Origin of the sequence: Nostoc sp. CmiVER01, from assembly GCF_034531135.2 — a bacterium.
Lineage (GTDB): Bacteria > Cyanobacteriota > Cyanobacteriia > Cyanobacteriales > Nostocaceae > Nostoc.
Window position 1 is genome coordinate 1 of record NZ_JAVRBU020000040.1, and the last position, 21400, is coordinate 21400.

The 21400-nt window shown below is 43.9% G+C and carries 19 protein-coding genes and 2 pseudogenes; 2 read left to right on the forward strand and 19 right to left on the reverse strand.

Annotated features, from left to right (window positions below):
• Nucleotides 1–134: 134 nt before the first annotated feature.
• Complete coding sequence (locus RMZ43_RS35575; protein WP_428851001.1) at nucleotides 135–4016, forward strand: filamentous hemagglutinin N-terminal domain-containing protein; 3882 nt, start codon at nucleotides 135–137, stop codon at nucleotides 4014–4016.
• A gap of 183 nt (nucleotides 4017–4199) precedes the next feature.
• On the forward strand, nucleotides 4200–6743 hold the full coding sequence (locus RMZ43_RS35580; RefSeq protein WP_322652444.1) for a CHAT domain-containing protein: 2544 nt from the start codon (nucleotides 4200–4202) through the stop codon (nucleotides 6741–6743).
• A gap of 416 nt (nucleotides 6744–7159) precedes the next feature.
• On the opposite strand, the gene RMZ43_RS35585 is transcribed toward RMZ43_RS35580, so the two are convergent.
• The 19 genes and pseudogenes from RMZ43_RS35585 to RMZ43_RS35675 all read right to left on the reverse strand — a co-directional run bounded on the left by RMZ43_RS35585 (nucleotide 7160) and on the right by RMZ43_RS35675 (nucleotide 21220).
• Nucleotides 7160–7960, reverse strand: a complete 801-nt coding sequence (locus RMZ43_RS35585; RefSeq protein ID WP_322652441.1) for a peroxiredoxin-like family protein — start codon at nucleotides 7958–7960, stop codon at nucleotides 7160–7162.
• Between the two features lie 604 nt (nucleotides 7961–8564).
• Nucleotides 8565–8723, reverse strand: a complete 159-nt coding sequence (locus tag RMZ43_RS35590) for a hypothetical protein (RefSeq protein WP_322652440.1) — start codon at nucleotides 8721–8723, stop codon at nucleotides 8565–8567.
• Nucleotides 8724–8953: 230 nt separating this feature from the next.
• Complete coding sequence (locus RMZ43_RS35595) at nucleotides 8954–9904, reverse strand: L-lactate dehydrogenase (RefSeq protein WP_322651967.1); 951 nt, start codon at nucleotides 9902–9904, stop codon at nucleotides 8954–8956.
• A gap of 74 nt (nucleotides 9905–9978) precedes the next feature.
• Nucleotides 9979–11367, reverse strand: coding sequence for a mercuric reductase (locus RMZ43_RS35600; RefSeq protein ID WP_322652439.1), 1389 nt, complete (start codon nucleotides 11365–11367; stop codon nucleotides 9979–9981).
• 171 nt (nucleotides 11368–11538) lie between these two features.
• Nucleotides 11539–11904 (reverse strand): hypothetical protein, encoded by a 366-nt coding sequence (locus tag RMZ43_RS35605; protein ID WP_322651965.1) that lies wholly within the window; start codon nucleotides 11902–11904, stop codon nucleotides 11539–11541.
• A gap of 52 nt (nucleotides 11905–11956) precedes the next feature.
• Nucleotides 11957–12436: a nuclear transport factor 2 family protein gene (locus RMZ43_RS35610; RefSeq protein WP_322652438.1), complete on the reverse strand. Its 480-nt coding sequence runs from the start codon at nucleotides 12434–12436 to the stop codon at nucleotides 11957–11959.
• 284 nt (nucleotides 12437–12720) lie between these two features.
• Nucleotides 12721–13155: a DUF6130 family protein gene (locus RMZ43_RS35615; protein ID WP_428851002.1), complete on the reverse strand. Its 435-nt coding sequence runs from the start codon at nucleotides 13153–13155 to the stop codon at nucleotides 12721–12723.
• A gap of 272 nt (nucleotides 13156–13427) precedes the next feature.
• Nucleotides 13428–14468 carry an alpha/beta hydrolase gene (locus RMZ43_RS35620; protein WP_322652437.1) on the reverse strand — a complete coding sequence of 347 codons (1041 nt, stop codon included), beginning with the start codon at nucleotides 14466–14468 and terminating at the stop codon, nucleotides 13428–13430.
• A 189-nt stretch (nucleotides 14469–14657) separates the two neighbouring features.
• On the reverse strand, nucleotides 14658–15554 hold the full coding sequence (locus RMZ43_RS35625; protein ID WP_322652436.1) for an alpha/beta fold hydrolase: 897 nt from the start codon (nucleotides 15552–15554) through the stop codon (nucleotides 14658–14660).
• Nucleotides 15555–15777: 223 nt separating this feature from the next.
• Nucleotides 15778–16446 carry an MOSC domain-containing protein gene (locus RMZ43_RS35630; protein ID WP_322652435.1) on the reverse strand — a complete coding sequence of 223 codons (669 nt, stop codon included), beginning with the start codon at nucleotides 16444–16446 and terminating at the stop codon, nucleotides 15778–15780.
• Between the two features lie 19 nt (nucleotides 16447–16465).
• On the reverse strand, nucleotides 16466–17215 hold the full coding sequence (locus RMZ43_RS35635; protein ID WP_322651959.1) for an SDR family oxidoreductase: 750 nt from the start codon (nucleotides 17213–17215) through the stop codon (nucleotides 16466–16468).
• A gap of 312 nt (nucleotides 17216–17527) precedes the next feature.
• On the reverse strand, nucleotides 17528–17773 hold the full coding sequence (locus tag RMZ43_RS35640) for an SDR family NAD(P)-dependent oxidoreductase (RefSeq protein WP_322651958.1): 246 nt from the start codon (nucleotides 17771–17773) through the stop codon (nucleotides 17528–17530).
• Nucleotides 17774–17878: 105 nt separating this feature from the next.
• A pseudogene (locus tag RMZ43_RS35645) lies at nucleotides 17879–18178 on the reverse strand (GMC oxidoreductase); the annotation flags it as partial.
• Nucleotides 18179–18225: 47 nt separating this feature from the next.
• Nucleotides 18226–18453: pseudogene (locus RMZ43_RS35650) on the reverse strand (GMC family oxidoreductase N-terminal domain-containing protein); the annotation flags it as partial.
• Between the two features lie 60 nt (nucleotides 18454–18513).
• Complete coding sequence (locus RMZ43_RS35655; protein ID WP_322651956.1) at nucleotides 18514–19101, reverse strand: Dps family protein; 588 nt, start codon at nucleotides 19099–19101, stop codon at nucleotides 18514–18516.
• Complete coding sequence (locus tag RMZ43_RS35660; RefSeq protein ID WP_428851003.1) at nucleotides 19073–19369, reverse strand: alpha/beta fold hydrolase; 297 nt, start codon at nucleotides 19367–19369, stop codon at nucleotides 19073–19075. Before RMZ43_RS35660 ends, RMZ43_RS35655 begins: the two co-directional genes overlap by 29 nt.
• Nucleotides 19370–19807, reverse strand: a complete 438-nt coding sequence (locus RMZ43_RS35665; RefSeq protein WP_322652433.1) for an alpha/beta hydrolase — start codon at nucleotides 19805–19807, stop codon at nucleotides 19370–19372.
• Nucleotides 19800–20369, reverse strand: coding sequence for a DsbA family protein (locus RMZ43_RS35670; RefSeq protein WP_322652432.1), 570 nt, complete (start codon nucleotides 20367–20369; stop codon nucleotides 19800–19802). The genes RMZ43_RS35665 and RMZ43_RS35670 overlap by 8 nt, the downstream gene beginning before the upstream one ends.
• A 119-nt stretch (nucleotides 20370–20488) precedes the next feature.
• A complete protein-coding gene (locus tag RMZ43_RS35675; RefSeq protein WP_322652431.1) occupies nucleotides 20489–21220 on the reverse strand; it encodes a transposase in 732 nt (243 codons plus the stop codon).
• Nucleotides 21221–21400 lie beyond the last annotated feature (180 nt).

The window sequence follows — 21400 nt, forward strand, 5'->3', positions numbered from 1 at the left end:
TTATTGAATTCGGGCAGTCGTTTATTGAATTCGGGCAGTCGTTTATTGAATTCGGGTAGTCGTTTATTGAATTCGGGCAACTAATGTGTAACATATTCACAGATAGAAAATGAGCAGGCAAAGCTGGTTATGATATGGCAATCTGTAGAGATAGGAATTGGCGCTCAGATTTATTAAGAGTTTTTAGCATTACTGGAGTGCTTGCTCATGTCATATTTTATTGTGAAAATAACGCTTTAGCCCAGATTACTCCTGATGGAACATTGGGTAATAACTCTTCAATAATCGCTCCCAATGTCAATATTAAAGGTAGTGCTGCTGACCGCATTGATGGTGGAGCAATTCGCGGTGCAAACTTGTTCCATAGTTTCCAGGAATTTAATCTTGGAGAATCCCAGCGTGTTTATTTTGCCAGTCCCACGGGAATCTCCAATATTCTCACACGAGTGACCGGAAGTAATATCTCCAATATTCTCGGCACATTGGGGGTAGATGGTGGCGCAAATTTGTTTTTTATCAATCCCAACGGCATTTTATTTGGGAACAATGCACGGTTAGATGTGGCGGGTTCATTTGTAGGGACTACGGCGAATTCTTTTGTATTTGGCAATGGCTTGGAATTTAGCGCAACTAATCCTCAGACTCCTTCCCCATTACTAACAGTTAATCCTTCGGCGTTATTATTCAATCAAATTACTGCTGGCAGAATTGAAAACAGGTCAATTGCACCAGCAGGAATAAATCCCGCAGGTTTTAATGCATCTGGTTTACGAGTAGGAGATGGTAAAGGTTTGCTGCTAGTGGGTGGTAATGTCAGCATGGATGGTGGACAGTTAAATGCTTATGGTGGGAGAGTTGAATTAGGGGGGTTAGCAGCACCTGGAAATGTCAATCTTCTTTTTAATGGCGATAATCTCAGCTTGAAATTTCCTCTTAATGTGACTCGTGCTTCGGTGTCACTTACCAATCAAGCGCGTGTGTATGTAAAAGCTGCTGGTGGTGGTGATATTGCGATTAATGCCCGCAATATAGATATTTTGGGAGGGAGTCAGCTTTCTGCTGGTATCGCCTCTGGTTTGGGTCAACCAGAGGCGACTGCGGGGGATATTACGCTTAATGCTACGGAGGAAATCAAAGTTGCTGACTCCGGGAGTAGGATTCTCAATCTTGTGAGTCAGGATTCAAAAGGCAATGGCGGTAACATTACTATCGATTCTGGTGACTTCTCTCTAAGTGATAGCGCTCGACTTGAAGCCTCAACTTCAGGAGTGGGGAATGCAGGGAATGTAACAGTGAGTGCAAAAAATGCTATTGATTTTGCAGGTAACGCTTACATTTTCAGCACCGTAGAAGCAGGAGGTAATGGTAATGGTGGCAAGATCAATATCAATGCTACAACACTGTCACTTACTGATGGCGCTCAACTTTCTGCCTCAACTTCAGGAGTGGGGAATGCAGGAAATGTAACAGTGAGTGCAAAAAATGCTGTTGACCTTGCAAATGGTGATATTTTCAGTACCGTAGAAGCAGGAGGCGTAGGTAAAGGAAGCAATATCAACATCAATGCTACAACACTCTCACTCACTGATGGCGCTCAACTGCTAACCACTACTGATGGTGCATCTGATAACCAACCAGCAGGACAAGGGGATGCAGGCAATGTCAATGTTAAAGTCACAGGTGCTGTTAATATCTCTGGGGAAAAAAACGGTTTTCCTAGTGGGATTCTCAGCAATGTGGAAACGGGGACTGTTGGGAATGGGGGTAACATTACCATCGATTCTGGCTCGTTCTCTCTAAGTGATGGCGCTCAACTTGAAGCCTCAACTTTTGGACAGGGGAATGCAGGCAATGTGACAGTGGGTGCAAAAAATGCTGTTGACCTTGCAGGTAATGCTTACATCTTCAGTACGGTGTCAGCAGGAGGTGTAGGTAAAGGAGGCAATATCAACATCAATGCAGCCACCCTGTTACTCACTAATGGCGCTCAACTGCTAACTGCTACTGAAGCATCTGCTACCCAACCAGCAGGACAAGGGAATGCAGGCAATGTAAATGTTTTGGTAACAGGTGCTGTTAATATTACTGGGCAGAAAAACGATTTTCCCAGTGCAATTTTCACCGATGTAGGAACGGGAGCAAGAGGTAATGGGGGAAATATAAACATCTCAAGTGGCTCGTTCTCTCTAAGTGATGGCGCTCGACTCGTCGCTAGCACTGGTGGACAAGGTTTAGATTCACCTAACAGTCAGGGGGGAAATATTACCCTCAATACCATAGGAAAAGTAGAAGTTGCGGGGCCAGACAGTGCTATCCGCAGTACTTTGCTCACCGGAGGAGTTGGAAATGGGGGTAATATTTTTATCAATTCTGGCTCGTTCTCTCTAAGTGACGGCGCTCAACTTTCTGCCTCAACTTCAGGAGTGGGGAATGCAGGGAATGTGACAGTGGGTGCAAAAAATGCTATTGACCTTGCAAATGGTGACATCTTTAGCACCGTAGAAGCAGGAGGCGTAGGTAAAGGAAACAATATCGACATCAATGCTACAACACTGTCACTCACTGATGGCGCTCAACTGCTAACTATTACTCGTGGTGCATCTGCTACCCAGCCAGCAGGACGGGGGGATGCAGGCAATGTCAATGTTAAAGTCACAGGTGCTGTTAATATCTCTGGGGAGAAAAACGATTTTCCCAGTGGGATTTTCAGCTATGTGGGAACAGGGAGTGTTGGGAATGGTGGTAGCATTACCATCAATTCTGGTGACTTATCATTACAAGACGATGCTCAACTTCTTGCCTCAACCCGTGGACAGGGGAGTGCAGGGAATATTCGCATCAATGCGAAAGATACAGTAACTGTTTCTGGAACTACTCAAGAGAGCAAATTTTCTAGTGGTTTATTCACATTTACTTATTTTAATTCCACTGGTATTGGTGGCGATATTACCGTAAAGACCAATATCTTTCGCATCTCCAACGGCGCTTTACTGGATGCACGCACTAGAAATAATCAAAAGGGTGGCGATATTACGGTAAATGCAAATGTCTTTGAAGCACTCAACGGCGGACAACTCACCACCACTACCTCAAGCAATGGACGTGCAGGTAAAATTACTGTCAACGCTGACGATAAACTAATAATTAGCGGTATTGACCCTAGTTACAGCGATCGCATTACTAAATTTCCTGACAACGTACTAAATATCGGTGCTAACAGTGGCCTTTTCGTCAGTTCCACTGGTTCAGGAATCACAGGCGACATCGAAATCAACTCAAACCTAATTACCTTAGACAACCAAGGTAAACTTAACGCCGAATCTGCATCCGGTAACGGTGGTAACATCGACCTCAACAGCGATTTACTCTTACTCCGTCGCAACAGTCAAATCTCCACCAACGCAGGTACAGAAAAATTAGGTGGCAATGGCGGTAACATCAATATCAACTCAAAATTTATCGTTGCAGTCCCTAACGAAAATAGCAATATCAGCGCTAATGCCTTCACAGGGATTGGTGGTAGAGTTAACATTACAACAAACGGTATTTTCGGTATTCTCTTGCAAAAAAGCCCAACCGAAAACAGTGACATTACAGCAAGTTCCCAATTGGGAGTGAGTGGGGAAGTAACTATCAACAGTCCAGATACTGACCCCAGTCGCGGCTTAATTCAACTACCCTCTAACCTTGTGGATGCATCTCAACAAATTGCCCAAGGTTGCACTCCTAGAAGAGGACAAAATGCCAGTAGCTTTATTGCCACCGGACGCGGTGGATTACCCCAAAGTCCTAATGAACCGTTGCGGGGACGAGCAGTGATTACTGGTTGGGTAGATTTGCCCGCACAAGTAACACACACAGTCACGGATAAATCATCTACTGCATCTATAACCAAATCTAGCGATCCGATTGTGGAGGCTCAAGGGTGGATTGTTGATGCTAACGGTAATATTATGCTTGTGGCTCAATATGGGCAAAGTTCTTTTATTCCCTCTGCCATGTCTTGTAGTCAATGATTCGTTACCCCAATTGGGGGAGGAATTCCTATGAAACCCAAGAGTTATAAAAACAATCAGTGGCAACAGATACATAACGGATACAACAGGTTTTTCTCCCCTGCTCCCTGCTCCCTGTACCCCTGCCTATTTACTCGTCCCTTTAAAATCCATAAATTGCCTGTTTTCATCCTCTTGGTTGTGATGACAGCTTTTTTGTGCGTTACTGTTCCTGTTGCTGCAACTATAGAGACACAACGTATCGCAACTCTTGGAATCTCAATCCAAAATCCTCCTGCACAAACACAAGACTTGCTGCAACAGGGTAAAGTGCTATATGAGGCAGGACAATTTGCAGAAGCGGTTAAAGTCTTGCAACAAGCAGTTAAAAGTTATGGCAGCCAGGGCAATGAATTGCAGCAAGCTGTAGCATTAAGTAATTTGGCGTTGGCATATCAAAAAATGGGTAATTTGCCACCAGCGCAACAGGCAATTACAGATAGCTTGAAGTTGCTCGAAAAATCTTCTTATTCCCAAAATCTTCAGGTTTTGGCTCCAATTCTAGATATTCAAGGTAGTATTCAACTAGACTTGGGACAAGCTGAACAGGCACTTAACACCTGGCAACGTGCGGAAGTCAGCTATAGGCAATTAGGCGATCGCAATGGCATTATCCGCGATCGCATCAATCAAGCACAAGCATGGCAAGTTTTGGGATTTTACCGTCGGGCTTTGACGATCTTGACTCAATTGCAAGAAGAGTTACAATCAAAACCTAATTCAGTCAGTAAAGCAGTAGAATTACGGTCTTTTGGTAATGCTCTGCAATTAGCCGGAGATTTGAATCAATCTCGTCAGGTATTACAGCAAAGTTTGTCAATTGCCCAAACATTGGATTCTCCCCAGGATGTGAGCGCGGCTTTATTTAGTTTAGGCAACACGGCACAAGTACAACAAGATTTTAAGAGTGCAATACAGTTTTATCAGCAAGCTGCTGCGATCGCTCCAAACTCGATTAGTAAAGTTCAGGCTCAAGTTAATCAGTTGAACTTGCTAGTAAACACGGGACAAACAGCCGCAGTGCAGACACTATTGCCACAAATTCAAACTCAACTTACACAACTACCTGCTTCTGTAACAACTATTTATGCCCAGATTAATCTAGCTCAAAGCTTAATGAAATTCGGGACTACACCCGAAGCGATCGCTCAAATCTGCGCCAGAGCCTTGCAACAAGCTCAAAATTTGACAGATAAACGAGCCGAGAGCTTTGCCCTTGGGACTTTGGGTAGTGTATACGAACAAACTAAACAATGGTCAATAGCCCAGAATCTCACCCAACAGGCACTGAACATAGCCCAAACAATCAATGCCCCAGATATTGCTTATCGTTGGCATTGGCAGTTAGGACGCTTGTTAAAACAGCAGGGAGAGATAGAGGGCGCTATTACCAACTATGATACTGCGGTTAGTGAGTTGCAGACTCTCCGTAGTGACTTAGTGGTTGTGAATCGAGATGTCCAGTTTTCCTTTAAAGAAAGTGTAGAACCTGTATATCGAGAGTCCGTAGAATTATTGTTGCAGTTTCAGCAAACTCATCCGAGCGAACCAATCCTAGACAAAGCTAGACAGAGGATTGAAGCACTGCAACTAGCGGAATTAGACGACTTTTTCCGGGAAGCTTGCATTAATGCCAAAACTGTTTTGCTTGACACGGTGGTAGATAAAGATAATCCCACAACTGCAATCATTTATCCCATTATTCTGCCTGACCAACTCCAAGTGATTGTCAAAATTCCTAACCACCCACTGCGTAATTATACAGTAAATAAGTCCCAGAAAGAAGTAGAAGGTACTATAAAACAACTCAGAGAGTATCTATTAGAACCTGATCGAACTGAGGAAGTGCAAGCGTTATCACAGGAAGTTTATGGATGGTTAATTAAAGAAATTGAGTCAGATTTAAAAGATAATGGAGTAAAAACCCTTGTATTTGTACTGGATGGAATATTACGAAATGTGCCAATGGCCGTATTGTATGACGGTCAGCAATATCTGGTAGAAAAATACGCTGTAGCACTCAGCTTAGGACTCCAGTTACTCGCACTCAAACCCTTGACACAAACAAAACTCAATGTACTAGCTGCCGGGTTAGTGCAACCACCACAAGGCTTTCAACAGCAATTTCCACCGCTACCAGAAATTAAGTCAGAATTCGACTCTATTTCCCAAGCGATCGCATCTACCACCCAATTACTAGATCGGGACTTCACCAGTAAAAACTTAGAGAGTAAGGTTAATGCTGTGCCCTTTAATGTGTTACATCTGGCAACTCACGGTCAATTTAGTTCCAGTATTGAGAATACTTTTATACTTGCAGGTGATGGGCCGATCAACGTCACGCAATTTGATAGCCTGCTACGCCGTCGAGATCAAACTCGCTCAGAAGCTTTGGAAATGCTAGTGTTAAGTGCTTGTCAAACTGCTACTGGTGACAATCGCGCCACGCTAGGGCTAGCAGGAGCATCCGTGAAAGCTGGCGCCCGTAGTACCTTAGCTTCACTATGGCATATCAGTGATAAATCTACTGCGATCTTAATTGGTGAATTTTATCGTGAGTTAGTTAAAAATGAGGTAACAAAGGCTGAAGCCTTGCGTCGTGCCCAAGTAAAGTTATTAAAAGATTATCCCAATTACAATCGTCCTGGCTACTGGGCACCTTATGTTTTAGTTGGTAACTGGCTTTGACATTTTTTAGGCATCTCATTTTCTGGGGTTATTTTTTCTTGATTATAAGTGGTTTCTAATAACCGGATTTAGTATCATACCATTTAACGAAAAATTTGATGCAGATGTAAACCCTGAAAACCTTGCTGTATCTAAGTTTTTTAATTGCATTAGCAAAGCAGGGCGTTAGCTTTTAGCGTCTCCAAGAGTTGCCCATTATGAATTGGTATCAGGGTGCAACTAAAGTCATTCACTGCGCTGACAATCGCCCAACACCCAATACGGTTCGGATAAGCAGGGGAAGCAGGGGAGGTAAAGAGTTTATGAAAAGCTATTCTTTCCCCCCTGCTGCTCTACTCCCCCTGCTCCCCCTGCCTGCCCAAACGAGTAAATTTCTTAACCGAACGGTATTGCACCCACCCTTGCTGATTAATTACTTATACAAACTTATACAAAAAAGATAAGGGATTGCTCATATTTTCAGCAAAACCAAGAATCCCGCGATCGCGATGTTCGTAAATTAACTGACCTTGGGAATCAAATAGAAAAGTGCCTCCCCGTTGTGTCAAATAAGATGAATCTGGTACATAAATATTCCAGTTTCTCAAAACTTCAGTCATGTTTCGCAGGCGCAGGGTTGCTAATTCAAATGGGCGCTGAAAACCTTTTCCTCCAGCCGCTTTGAAAAACGAACCTTTTATTGGTGGTAAAGGTATATCCTTGATAACTTCCTCATCAGCAATTAATTGAGGTGCTTTTTTATCACCTTTGTAACCCCGAAAAACTTCCTTGAGAGTTCCAGTGCTACCAATTCCTGCACACATTAAGATTAAATTAAGCCAAGCTTTTTGTGAACTTGATAGCAAAGGAAATTGTATAGATAAGCCGCGATAAAGCCGTAAAAGCTCGTGAATTTCAGCCTTTGCATCCACAAATAACCATTCTTGAGGAAAGCCAGTATATTCGCAAAACTTGATCCCAGAATTGCGGTTTCCAATTCCAATAGCCCGAATTGTGATTCCTCTGGCTTCAATCTCTTCAAATTCTTTTCGCAGCCACCAAGCATATTCTAAGTTATCAAAATCTCCTAACTGCGACCAAATAAGCACGAGCAACTTTGAAGTATTAGAGCAACCATCTAAAACGGGTTTAATCTCTGCATCACTAACTCGCAAGCGTTGAGTTCGACTCAAAATTGAGTAAATATCTGGAGAATTGGTGAATGTTTCAGTATTCATGTACATGAAGGCAACAGTCTTTAAATAAAATTTTAGATGGATTCGGACAGCAACCTTGACACTGAGTAAGCTGTGATGTCCATACTCGCTAAGTAGTCTGTCAATCTATGAAAAAAGATTGCAGTTCTAGTAGTGTACCAACCCAAAATTGCTACGTGGAGGTAAGCAAGGGAGCAGGGGAGAAACTTGCAGTAAGTCTTTCCCCCCTGCCCCTCTGCCCCTCTGCTCCTCTGCTGACCACAACGCAAAGTTTCCTTGGCAGACTACTAGGACTGAGAGTAAATATTTTTGTAGAATACCCTATTAATAGGCTGATTTCATTCGCTAATTGCTGTTTTTGTTCCTTTGAATATTCCATATCTCTGAGTATATATTTCACATCACCACAAATGTAGTCCTCAATTTGTCCTTTTATAGAAGTTTCACTGGACTCGTTCACGTTATATATGCGTTTTAATGGTATTTCATCAATTAAATGCTCGACTGAACCTAATTTTAATGTTAGTGACTACCGCAGTTTGAAACTACTGCAAAGCGTCTTAGTAGTTTTTTTGTACTAATATATTATTAATTGTTTGATTTCTAAAAAAGCATTTTTTCCGCTTTAGATTCCGACTCCAAAACCCTCAATACTTTCTCCTCCAAAGCCGTCAAATAAGCCCGCTTCAGCTTTCCCAGCATCTCCAAAAACTTCTGCACCGACTCCTCCAGCCCACTCGAATACACCCGGATGCGTAGGTGTAGTCCGTCGCAGACATTGCAAATCACCTGTATCTGCTCACACTCGGCAGGCAAGTAGTTGAAAGACTTTAAATGTTGCAATCCAACAGTACATTCGCCATCCCATAGCCTCACAGTGCAACTAAAGTCATGAACAGCAACTACTGTGCACCAACACTCTGACAAGTCGCTTAAAAACTGTCCAAAGTATTGTAAAATCGCGCCTGATAAAATAAATGGATGAGCAGTTTCCTGTTCTCCAGTTAAATGATTTTAATTATGCAAAGAATTATAGGCTTCATTGAGTTTATTGGCTGATTCTTCTAATAAGCGTTGTTCATAAGCATTTCTTGATAACAGCAGTTGGCGCTCAATACCTTTTGAGCCAATGATACATGGAAGTCCAAGAACAACTTCACTGCCAACTCCATAGTTAGAATCTGCTCTAGCCGATACTGGAAATATTTGCTTTTCATCTCGCAGGATAGTATCAACTAACTGACAAACTACTGTTGATATACCATAGCTTGTATTTCCTTTGCGTTCAAAAATGTTATAGCCTCGTTTACGAGTTAACTGTGCGTACTCTTGCTGAATTTGTTCTAGCGTTGCTTCTTGTAGTATGGGAAATTCAGTTAATAGAATTCCCCCAATAAATGCACTAGACCAAACGACAAATTCACTGTCTCCATGCTCTCCAATCACATAAGCATGAACGTCTTGTTTTGCAACATTCAGTCGCTTTCCAAGTTGATATCTTAGTCTAGCAGTATCAAGAACGGTTCCCGAACCGAAAATTAGGTTTTCTGCTCTGGTGGAAGTAGCGATCGCAATGCGCGTGAGTACATCCACTGGATTGCTAACGATAAGTACGATTGAATTCGGTGCAACTCGATCCAATTCTTTGATTGTCGAACGTATAATCTCTGCATTGTCGCTCAATGTATCTAATCGGGTCTGTCCTTGTTTTTGCTTCACCCCAACAGTCACAATAATGATATCTGAATCAGCTAAATCTTCATACTGATTTGATGGTATAATTTCCATCTCTTTAAGTAGGGGAATGCTGTCTTCAATGTCCCATACTTGTCCTTCAGCTTTTGATAAGGTTCGGTCAAAAAGGACAACCCTTACACATCTACCGAGTAGAACTAAAGCATTTGCAACGTTTGCACCTACATTACCTGCACCAATAATACCGACTTTAGATGTTTTACTAATCATGCTATGTCTACTTGACCTTCAAGAGTGAAATGTCGTTTATTTGGTAAGTCCTTGAGTCTGCAATTACTGTCTTTTTACAACTTGGAAAACAATATATTTAACCCTTCGGTCATCGTGGGATGAGTCAAAATACCATCGCGCAGAACGGTGTAGGGCATCTGAGCTTGCATCATCATCTGCACAGTTGAAATCACTTCACCTGCTTCATGACACAACAGGGAACACCCTAGAATACGACCTGTATCTGCATCTACGATCGCCTTCAGAAGTCCATCAGTTTGACCGAGTGTTCTTGCTCTCGGAACGGCTGACGCATCCACCTTCGCCACACGGATTGTATATCCTTGTTGCTGTGCTTGGGTTTCAGTCAAGCCCACATGAGCCAGTTCTGGATCGATGAATAGACACGATGGAACCAATCGATCGCCTGTACTCCGGTTGCCCCCATCAATTAAATTGGCTTTGATAATGCGATAATCGTCGAGCGATATATGGGTATATTGCGGCCCGCCATTAATATCGCCTAACGCCCAAATTCCGGGTACATTTGTCTCTAGGCGATCATTGACTTGAATAAACCCGCGTGTATCGGTTGCTATACCAGCAGCAGCTAAATTTAAGCTATCGGTATTGGGCGCACGACCAACGGCGACGAGCAAATGCGACCCTTGAAGGGTGATTTCACGATCGCCAACTTGGATTTGCAGGATGGTTTCATGATCAGTGCGAGCAACCCTTAACACCTTCGCCTTCAGCAAGAATTCAATACCATCTTGTTCTAGCAGTGTTTGAACTGCGATCGCTATATCTGGATCTTGCTGTGACAGGATTTGCTCACTTTGCCCAATGACAGTAACGCGACAGCCAAAGCGCCGAAACATCTGGGCAAACTCTAAACCAATATAGCTACTACCAAGCACGATTAGGTGTTCAGGCAAATATTCTAGCTCCATAATCGACTCACTCGTTAAAAACTCAACTTCTGTGAGTCCGGGAATGGATAGAATTAACGGTCGTGTGCCTGTATTAATAAATAACCGTTCGGCGGTAAGTAAGCGATTGTTCCCCTCAGTGGTCGTTACTGCGATCGTTTTGGGAGCAACAAACCTTGCTTCGCCAATAATCAAGTTGTTATCGAGAGCCATTTCTAAATTGTGCAAGTTCATTTCACGCGCAGATTGCACAACCGCTCGTTTTCGTTGGATCACCTCTGCTAAATTAACGATAGGTGTATTAGCTTTAACACCATAAACGGCACTATTTCGCACTGTGTTTGCCACATTAGCACTCGCCACCATAGTTTTAGTAGGAATGCAAGCAATATTAATGCACCCGCCACCAATCATATTTAAGCTGCGTTCAACCAGAGCGGTTTTACGTCCGTCAGCGACTAGCGCTGGTGCCAGTGTTTTACCCGCTTTGCCGCCGCCGATAATAATGTCGTCATAGTGTTGAGTGTCCACTTCTATATCCTTTGGGTTTAATCGGGTGAATGCGACTTCTAGAAGGTGTTATAAATTTCAGAAAAACTGGCTGACTAAGAAGGTTTTAGCTATAACGTATTTGGCAAGCGTAACACAAGATGCTTGTCCTAGCTGGGTTGACAAAAAGTGCATAACACTCGTGCTATTGATTCAACTTTTTCTACAAGCTTGCTTCATCAAGAGACGGTTGTTTTTATACACCTCTAAAGTTCCAGACTGCGGGTTATCCAACGTGCCATCCCACACCCAATATTCATAAATTCCACTCCGAAACTTATACACTCGAACACCTTCCGTCGCTTGGCTAGTTCCTTTGCCCAAACTTAAATTACCGTTGGGACTGGTCGCGCGATAGAGCAATTCACCGTTCGTATAATTCTGCCAAATATTGATGTTGTACCGACCCTGGCATTTTGTACTCAGGATGATGCCAGCAGTAGAATCAGCAGAAGCTCTTAAGGAAAAATTGGCTAAAATACTGATTGACAGAGCCAAGAGTAACGTGTTTGCATTCATAGCAGTGGATTTCTTGTAAAATAAAAACTGAGTGATATAGTCGTTGGGCTTTTCAAAGATTGAGGTCTGACAATCCTGGATGCTCGTCAGGACGACGACCTAGTATCCAGTGGTATTTGCGTTCGCTTTGGTGAATTGGCAGGTCGTTGATGCTGGCAATACGCCATCGCATGAATCCATGTTCGTCAAACTCCCAATTCTCATTGCCGTAAGAGCGAAACCAGTTGCCGGAATCATCATGCCATTCGTAAGCAAATCGGACAGCAATGCGGTTGTCTTGAAAAGCCCAAAGCTCTTTGATCAGACGGTAGTCCAATTCTTTAAGCCACTTACGTGTTAAAAAGTGGACGATCGCCTCACGACCAGATAGAAATTCTGAGCGGTTGCGCCAAATGCTATCCGACGTGTAAGCGAGTGATACTAATTCAGGGTTACGTGTGTTCCAAGCATCCTCTGCAATTCGGACTTTTTGGATAGCGGATTCATTATCAAAAGGCGGCAAGGGTGGTCGAGGATTTTCGGGGTTGTTCATAGTATGTAAGCACTAGAATCGCGATTCTCGTTCCGAGAGGCTTTGCCAACGTCTCAGCACGGTTGAATTAAATTTACAGCAAATTTTAAGTTGATGAAGTAGACAAACTAAGTCTCAAAGCCAGGTATGAACTTTGTTTTACTTCTGGATTCTGAATTTTGCTGTAAATGCGTGCCGACCGAATTACCTCAAAAGCAGTTTAATACAGATCGATGAATACCACCGCGATGTGCAGCGTTTTTCCAGATGCCCCCGTCACAACTGCAATTTTACCTCTAGTTTTTTCATGATGATTTCTTAGAATCGGGCAGCGTAAACTCCACAGTTTCGCTAGTGATTACTTTGTGCGTGGGGTCAGCTAGTTCGATCAGCACCTTGTGTACCCCAGGTTTCAATCCAACTAAGACGATCGTTTCCCCACTGGCATCGACAAAGTGCCACGGCGCGTCGTCAACGGTGATGTGGATATGACCGATGCGCGGCGATACTTCCAGAGCGCCTTTGCCAAATACTGGCAACACGCGCAGATTCTCCGTCCGGTACTGAATAAAGACGCGTCCTTGTGCTAGCGGTTCGGGAAGCGGTGGATCGACAATCAGCTTGGGTGGTGCTTCGTTTGCGATCGCAATCAACGGTGATGATCCGATAATGTCCCTAGCGCTCGGTGTGTGGCTGTTCATAGCAGATAAGTACCTGAGAGTAGTTTGTATTACGATCAAAATGGCACTAAGATAAGCTGAAAGTCTTGTTGCACGCTGTTCCCAGCCTGTAAGCTGAGAATGTATTTCGAGAGGCTCTGCCAGCGATCAAGCCTTTGGAGGCGGAGGCTCTCAGAATTAGTTCCTAGCCTCCAGGCTAGGAACTAGTCACAGCAATCGCTGTGTATTAACTTAGTGCCATTCCGCTTTCCCCTTTTCCCCTACGCTAACTCGGTAAGCAGCAAAGCAATGGAAGAGCGTCTTTTCCTTTCCCTAAAAACATCGATCGCATCCTATTGCAGATATTTCTTCAATTGGGCAGCAGCTTGAACAAACAAAGAGCGGACTTCTGGCAGCTCGGCTAAACCATTGAGCAGTCCAAAGTCATGAATCATGCCGTTATACTGCACCGTTGTCACTTCTACCCCAGCTTCATCAAGCTTGCGTCCGTAGGCTGTGCCCTCGTCATGCAATATATCGCTCTCTGCAACCACAATTAATGCTGGAGGCAAGCCTTTGAGTTGCTCAACCGTCGCTTGTAAGGGAGATGCGTAAATGTCTTTGCGCTTTTCTGGGTCAGGGATGTACATGTCATACATCCACTTCATCGTTGGTACAGTCAGAAAACGCTGATCGCCAAATTCGTGATAAGAATTCGTTTCAAAATCCGCATCTACAATGGGCCACATCAGGATTTGCAGCTTAATGTGTGGCCCTCCGTTTTCTTTTGCCTTCAAAGCAGTGACTGCTGTCATATTTCCGCCGACACTGTTGCCAACGACTGCCAAATTCTTGCCATCCACGCCAATCTCCTCGCCATGCTCGGCAACCCATTTAGTTGCAGCATAAATCTCATTGATTGCCTGGGGATACTGAGCATCTGGCGTGCGCGTGTAGTTGACAAAGACCCCTGCAAACCCTGAAAGCACAACCAGATCGCGAACCATGCGCTTATGTGTTGGGTAATCACCCAGCACCCAACCACCACCATGAATAAAGATGAAAACAGGCAATGTACCTTTGACCCCTTCAGGTCGTACAATATCAAGGGTAATCGAATAACCATCAGCAGTAATCGTCTTTTGGGACTCTTCAATGCCTGAAAGGTCTACTGAAACCGAAGCCTGTGCATCTACAAGAACTTGACGTGCTTCGAGTGGAGTGAGTTTCTCCAGCGCCACACCCCCTGAATTTAGCAATTTCAAAAATTCCTTCGTTCCTTTGGAAAGACGTGGATCATCCGCAACTTCCAAAATTTTTGCTGCTTGCGAGTTTGCTTGAGCAACCATGACATTCTCCTTTGATAAGTAGTAAACAATCTGTTGAAATGACACTGTTAAGTTAATTGGTTTAACAGTGATGCTCGATCAGTAGTAATTGTAGTAATGACAATCACTTTTTATTGACATCGTTTCCCAGCCAAAACTATTTGTTACTAGTACAGCACAGAGTAAATAAACCACCCATTCCAAATCGATGAAATGCTTATGGCGTATTAATTTTTAATTTTCAATTTTTAATTTTTAATTCCGCCTTACGGTACTAGTGGTTAGCTTGGTGTTCTCTACAACGTGAGTGGTCAGAAAGCGACAAATATGATCTGCGATCGCATCGCCTTCTTCTTCCAGAGCAAAATGTCCGGTATCGAGTAGATGGAACTCAACGTCTTTCAAGTCATGCTGGTAGGGATAAGCACCGTCAGCAGGAAAGATATAGTCGTTCTTGCCCCAAACAATCAGGGTAGGGGGTTGATACTGGCGAAAATACTCCTGCCATTGGGGATAAAGTGGTGGATTCGTACCATAGCTATACAGCAGTGCCAGTTGAATCTCACTGTTGCCGGGGCGATCGAGGAAATGTTGATCGATAGTCCAGGTATCGGGGCTGATCGCTTCTAAATTGCGAACACCGTTGGTATATTGCCACTTCGTTGCTTCTAAACTGACAAGATATTTGAGCTTTTGGGCATTCTCAGGCGATCGCTCTTGCCAGTATGCCTTAATCGGCTCCCAGAATTCGCGCAGACCTTCCTCGTAAGCATTGCCATTTTGAACAATCAGAGATTGCACGCGCTCTGGATATTTAGCGGCAATCCGATAGCCAATCGGTGCGCCATAATCCATCACATAAAGGCTGTAGTTTTTGAGAGCAATTGCAGCAATGAATTTTTCCACAATCTCAGCCAAGCGATCAAACGTGTAGTCAAATTCATTTAAAGTTGGCATCGAACTGTTGCCGTAACCCGGATAGTCAGGCGCAACAAGATGGAATTTATCAGCAAGTGCTGGTATGAGATTACGGAACATGTGAGATGACGTTGGGAAGCCGTGCAATAACAGAATCGTTGGATTATCACGGGAACCAGCTTCACGGTAGAAGATATCTAAACCATCGATCAAAACTGTGCGATATGTCGTCATGGGATTACTCCTTGTATAGTGATAAAAGTGACATGATGGCGTTTTACAACAGGTCGATCTATCTCACATCCTGACGACCGAAGAGGGGGAAAGGGAAAAGGGCGCAAGCCACTGTTTTTAAACATGGAGAAGGAAAAAAGATGTATTTCCAGATACGTAGTACGAGAAATATAGCGCCCTCGTATCAAGCCCTTAACTTTAGTTACGGGGTTCCCTTTCCCCTTTAACCTTTACCCTTTTCCCCGCCCGAAGGGCGTTGACGGATTTGCTCCTGAAAGTAGTCCCGCCAGCTTTCGGGTAACGCTTGGAGTTGAGCTGCACGATGCAGTAACTCTGGATTGTTTCGCTCACGAACATAAAGCTTAGTGATATCAGTAACAGTAATATTGTTGGTATCTCGACTTATCAACTCTAAAGTGTCTCCGACTCCAACTTCGCCCTCTTGCAAAACCCGAAAGTAAAATCCGGTGCGACGACTGGCGAGAAATCGTTTCACCATATCCGAGCGCCCAAAGCGAATCCCTAGTTTGTAGCAAGGTAAGCGCGGTTGAGTCACCATTAGTTCTACATTGCCGATTTTAAAGCGATCGCCAATGTTAATTTCCTCTTCTTTAAATCCTGTAACTGTGAAATTTTCACCAAAAATTCCTGGCGTTAACTCTGTGTCAGGCAATTCGCTTCGCCAGTAGTCGTAATGCTCAAAGGGATAGACATATACGGCTTTGTCCACTCCACCATGAACGGTGAGATCGGCTTGGCGATCGCCATCTAAATTGAGTTCACGCACCATCACTCTCGAATTAACTGGCTCTTTGAAAATTCCAGTGCGGACGGGTTTTCCTTTCCAGGTCACTTCACGCGGCAGGCCAACATTAACAGAGATCAGCTTCATCTTTAACTCCTTTTGGACTTCAAATCTGTGCCATACCGCCATCGACAAACAATTCAATGCCATTCACAAAGCTGCTGTCATCTGAAGCGAGAAAGACAACGGCTTTGGCAATCTCATCGGGTTTGCCGACTCGTCCCAGTGGGATGGTGCTGGCTTGGCTGTCCACAAATTCTTGCAACTGCTGGTCATTCAGCCCCAAATGATCGTAACCAGGAGTCGGAACCACACCAGGGCTAATGGCATTCACTCGGATCTTACGTTCTCTGAGGTCGAGTATCCAATTTCGAGCAAACGATCTCACGGCGGCTTTGGTGGCGCTGTAAACACTGAAAGCTGGCGTACCTTTTATAGAAGTAATCGAAGCATTCAGGATAATAGAAGCGCCCTCTGGTAACAGTGGCAGTGCCTTTTGTACAGTGAACAGCAAACCTTTGACGTTTACGTTGAATGTTTTGTCAAAGTGTTCCTCAGTGATTGCTCCAAGTGGGGCAATTTGTCCACCTCCAGCATTAGCGAAGATAATATCGAGGTGTCCTTGCTCTTGCTTAATAGTGGCAAACAGGCGATCAAGGTCTGCCAGATTAGAAACATCGCTCTGCACAGACGTAACATTTTTACCAATGGCTTCTACAGCAGCATCCAGTTCGACTTGGCGACGACCCGTGATGTATACATAGGCACCTTCAGCAACAAACTGTTTAGCTGTGGCAAGACCAATACCACTATTGCCACCCGTCACAAGAGCGATTTTTCCTTCTAGTTTACTCATTATGCTAATCCTTTTATTGTTGGGTTTAAAGCGGTCAGTTACTAATGGAGAGTGGAGCCAGGAGGAAAAATAGTTAGCCCGTATTGGGGAGCGAGGGCGATCATCTTTTGTATCTTAACAAGCGTACCATTCCTTACATCTCCTTTGATTGATCTGCTTGATGAGGCTGCTTGAGACTTGAAACGAGGTCGGTCACTTGACGTTGAGCCTCTGCGCTTAGTGAGTCAAAGTCGTCTAAGAAAAATTGACGTTCTAGCGTTAACTTCCGGGTATTGAGCAACCCTTCGATCTGCCAACCTTTGTCGCCTTTGGTTACAAAATATAGCGATTCCGGTTCCCAGTAGTAGCCATAATGTCAGCCGCGACTTGCGCTCCAGCATCGGTATTACGCACAGCTAGTGTGACGATCGCTCCAGTTTGAGCCAGTGCCCGCGCCGTTTCTAAGCCGATGCCCGATGCGGCTCCCGTAACGATCGCCCGCTTGCCGGAAAGATCAATTCCTTCTACGACCTCGGCGGCGGTGGAATGTCGTCCGAATGGTGTTGTAATCAGTGCCATTGTGTATTCCTTTACAGAGATCGAGTGTTCTATTTACCTAACATCGACCAATAAACGCTCAACAGGTATGATAATCTGAGATTGCTCAAAGACAATCGCCCGTTTCTAAATAGATGAATACGCCGGATTTTCGACGTTAGATTTGCTGAGAACCGTTCGTGCTGTGCGACCTGCTTTAATTAAATCAGCTGCTTTTTCACCAATCATGATGGTCGGTGCATTCGTATTTCCTGTGGTGATTGTTGGCATGATGGAGGCATCAACAACTCGCAATCCCTCAACCCCATGTACCCGCAACTCAGGATCGACCACTGCCATTGGGTCAATGCCCATTTTGCAAGTGCCAACGGGATGCCACACTGTGTTGCAATTGTTGCGGATATAAGCAATGAGTGCTTCATCACTCTAGGCAAAACATGCTGGTAATTCCAACCGGGATTTCCCAACTCCTGCCAGTGGTCATAATCATGATGATTACCTCGGACATACATCATGAAATTAATCGAACTGCTGCCTCCCAAGACTTTGCCACGGGAACAAAAGATTTTGCGATTATTCAAGAAGGGTTCTGGTTCAGAGAAATAGCTCCAGTCCACCTCTAAGCCTAGTAGATTGACGCACTGCGCTGGGATGAAAATCTCTGGTTTTGTATCTGGATTACCCGCTTCGAGTAGTAACATTTAAAAAGCGATCGCTGAAATACTGTTAGTCATTCATTTACAACACCCAATCTGCTGACTTTAACTGCGTACCAATGGTGTATCCACCAAATGTTCTGCCAGAAACCAAACTTGCGTCTCATTGGTTCGCAGAACTTGGCTCACTAACAAATCGTTAGTGCCACTATCTTGATTTGCTGCTGTTTTATTGATCGCCACTCTCAATTCCCCAATTATTAACTCGTGGGCTTCTAGTAACCGCGACAACATCACAGGTACTTCCTCAACGCCGTTGGGCGGACGCTTAATCTTAGTGACTTCTGCTACATGACGCGGGTCTGCGATTGCCACGCCTCCCAGTGTTTGTACCCGTTCACCTAGTACATCAATTAACTCAATTTGTTCGCTAGCGTGTTTGTTGAGTAACAGATGCAGTTGATAAAACGTATGTCCGCGCATCAACCAGTGATGTTTCTTGTAAAGGTGATAGAGAATAATCGTATCTGCCAAAATTTGATTGACTAAAACACAACTTTCGCTACGGGCACTGGGGTTGAGAACAATTGGCAAATCACGAAGAGTACCATACTGCTGAATTTCATATCCATGTTGATGCAGTAAGGGTTGACTGCGATCGACTTCAGTGATACCTGTATTTTGAGTCGGCACGAGCGGATCTCCTAGAGTCAATAATTAGGTCTGTTCTATTTGTATGTACCGAGAAACTGCTTCTCTTAGGATTGGGCTTCACAGGAGTGCTGGCTGCTTCAATCACTTTGGCAACCTCTTTTGGATGAGAGATAAAAGGAACATGACTGGAGTTAACTTCGGTTGTCTTAGCTCCAATCCGTTTAGCCATAAATCGTTGAAGTTCAGGGTTGATGGCGCGATCGCTTTGAGTCACGATAAACCAAGAAGGAATCGTTTTCCAAGCAATTTAATTCACTGATTGCTCAAACGCGGCGCTAGCGATCGGCTTTTGGGTTGCTGCCATCACTCGCGCCTCAGCCTTCGATACGTCCTGGGCAAAAAATTCGTGAAACTTCCCGCGATCGATATAGAGAAAGTTTGCGGCATCAGACACAATCGCCGTACTAATCGGAGGGGCTGCGTACTTTTTATTCAAATCACTCGTCTTTTCACCAACATCTGGTGCGAAAGCATTAACATAAACCAGAGCTTTCACCTGTGGATTGCCAGCCGCCGCACCCGTAATTACATTTTCACCATAGGAATGTCCAACTACAACAACAGAACCTCGCCTCTGTATTCTTGCTAAATTGCTGAAATCTCTGGTTCTTGTCATCGGTATAGAAGTTATGAAATACTCCTCTCTGAAATACTTGTTGGGATAAGCATCAAAAACCTTAATCATTTGCAGTAACAATGGCTGCCATTATTTGCTCAACAGTCCAGCGATGCCTGCGGCGGGCTACGCCTACGAGATAGCAAATTCCATTAATAAACAAAACGGGTGCAGCCTCCACTCCACTTCGCAGTCCACCTTCGATATCTGCATTGATATGATTGACATGCACACCTCTGGATAAATCCTGCAAAAATTGGGAAATATCAAGTCCTAGATTATTGGCATACTCCACGAGATAGCCATTTCCCAACTCTTGTTCATGGCTGAAGAGCATTTCATGTATTTGCCAAAATTGACCTTGGATAGCAGCCACTTCAGCCGCACGTTGAGCATGAGAATGAATCTCTATCTGTGGAAAATGACGGAAGATGAAGCATAAATAATTCTCCCCCAAAGAAACACTAAGCTGTCGCCCAATGACTTTAATCAGCCTGTAAACGTCTGCACTTTGAGAACATTCATAGTCCCCATACATCACCAGCACTACTGTGGCATTCAGCACACCTTTTATGTGATCTTGTGTTGAAGGTGGGACGAATAACAAACCGCGATCGCGGTCAAAACTCACTGAAACCTCCGAAGAAGAAAATGCTCATTGTCAGTGATCTCTTCTGAAATCCTTGTACTACCTGAGCTAAAATCTAGTTTTTAGAAAGGCAGCCCTTTCAAGGTGTCTGTTTTTAGGTATTATTTTTGGGATAGAATTTTAGCTGTAGAAACATGCGGTCGTCTGGAAGGACGAGTACGTTTTAGTGCCCTTCTTGTCTTTTTTGGTGCGCGAGGGTGGGACGCAAAAACAACTAAATTAACGCGCGCTGCCAAATCTCGAAGTATGTTGGTCAATTCAATTAGATTCATTTTTGCAAAAATCTTCCATTCCTTTGGGGGAATTGCAATCATCATGCCACGGTAAGTCCCGCGAATTTCATCAGCGAGATAATAGCTTGACACTTCTTGCTCGATTTTTTTAATGCCATGAATACTTCTCAGAGCAGCTAGGACGACAGAAAGGATATTATAAGAAACCAAGGCAACGCAAAAAGCAAACATAGCAGCTTTAGGATAACCGAGGGTTTTAATTTCGCAATTAAATATTTCAGTTAAAATCTGGAATAAAGTTTCTATAGTCCAACGTTTACGGTAGATTTGAGCTACAACTAAAGCATTAGCAACCTTTGTGGGGAGATTAGTCAGGATAAAGATTTCTGAGTCTCCATCACGGGTAGTTTCATCTAAAATTATTTTTACACGCCGAATATTCGATAAATAGCCCTCATCATCGCTGACTTTAACTGTTTGTTCAAAAACTGTTCCTCCTTCTACTGAACCAATATGGCGAAATTCTGAGGCATCATACCAAGGAAAACATTGATGCTCTCGGATGATGAAATAGCCCTTTTTCGCTGCGATACCACTCAAAAAGTTACAAAGTGCAGAAATTTCGGTCAGCTATCCACACATCATCATCTTCGATTGTTGTCAAAACTTTATGTAATAGGGAACGCTCTTGAGCATGAGCATCTTCACAAGGAAAAACATCAATCGCCAACATTAGAGATGGGTCAAGTACCACCAATGATTGCCCTGGTAAAGGCGCAC

Coding starts and splice junctions, on each gene's coding strand:
- RMZ43_RS35575 (WP_428851001.1), top strand. CDS start 135: ATGGCAATCTGTAGAGATAGGAATTGGCGCTCAGATTTATTAAGAGTT.
- RMZ43_RS35580 (WP_322652444.1), top strand. CDS start 4,200: ATGACAGCTTTTTTGTGCGTTACTGTTCCTGTTGCTGCAACTATAGAG.
- RMZ43_RS35585 (WP_322652441.1), bottom strand. CDS start 7,960: ATGAATACTGAAACATTCACCAATTCTCCAGATATTTACTCAATTTTG.
- RMZ43_RS35595 (WP_322651967.1), bottom strand. CDS start 9,904: ATGATTAGTAAAACATCTAAAGTCGGTATTATTGGTGCAGGTAATGTA.
- RMZ43_RS35605 (WP_322651965.1), bottom strand. CDS start 11,904: ATGAATGCAAACACGTTACTCTTGGCTCTGTCAATCAGTATTTTAGCC.
- RMZ43_RS35610 (WP_322652438.1), bottom strand. CDS start 12,436: ATGAACAACCCCGAAAATCCTCGACCACCCTTGCCGCCTTTTGATAAT.
- RMZ43_RS35625 (WP_322652436.1), bottom strand. CDS start 15,554: ATGACGACATATCGCACAGTTTTGATCGATGGTTTAGATATCTTCTAC.
- RMZ43_RS35630 (WP_322652435.1), bottom strand. CDS start 16,446: ATGAAGCTGATCTCTGTTAATGTTGGCCTGCCGCGTGAAGTGACCTGG.
- RMZ43_RS35635 (WP_322651959.1), bottom strand. CDS start 17,215: ATGAGTAAACTAGAAGGAAAAATCGCTCTTGTGACGGGTGGCAATAGT.
- RMZ43_RS35640 (WP_322651958.1), bottom strand. CDS start 17,773: ATGGCACTGATTACAACACCATTCGGACGACATTCCACCGCCGCCGAG.
- RMZ43_RS35665 (WP_322652433.1), bottom strand. CDS start 19,807: ATGATTAAGGTTTTTGATGCTTATCCCAACAAGTATTTCAGAGAGGAG.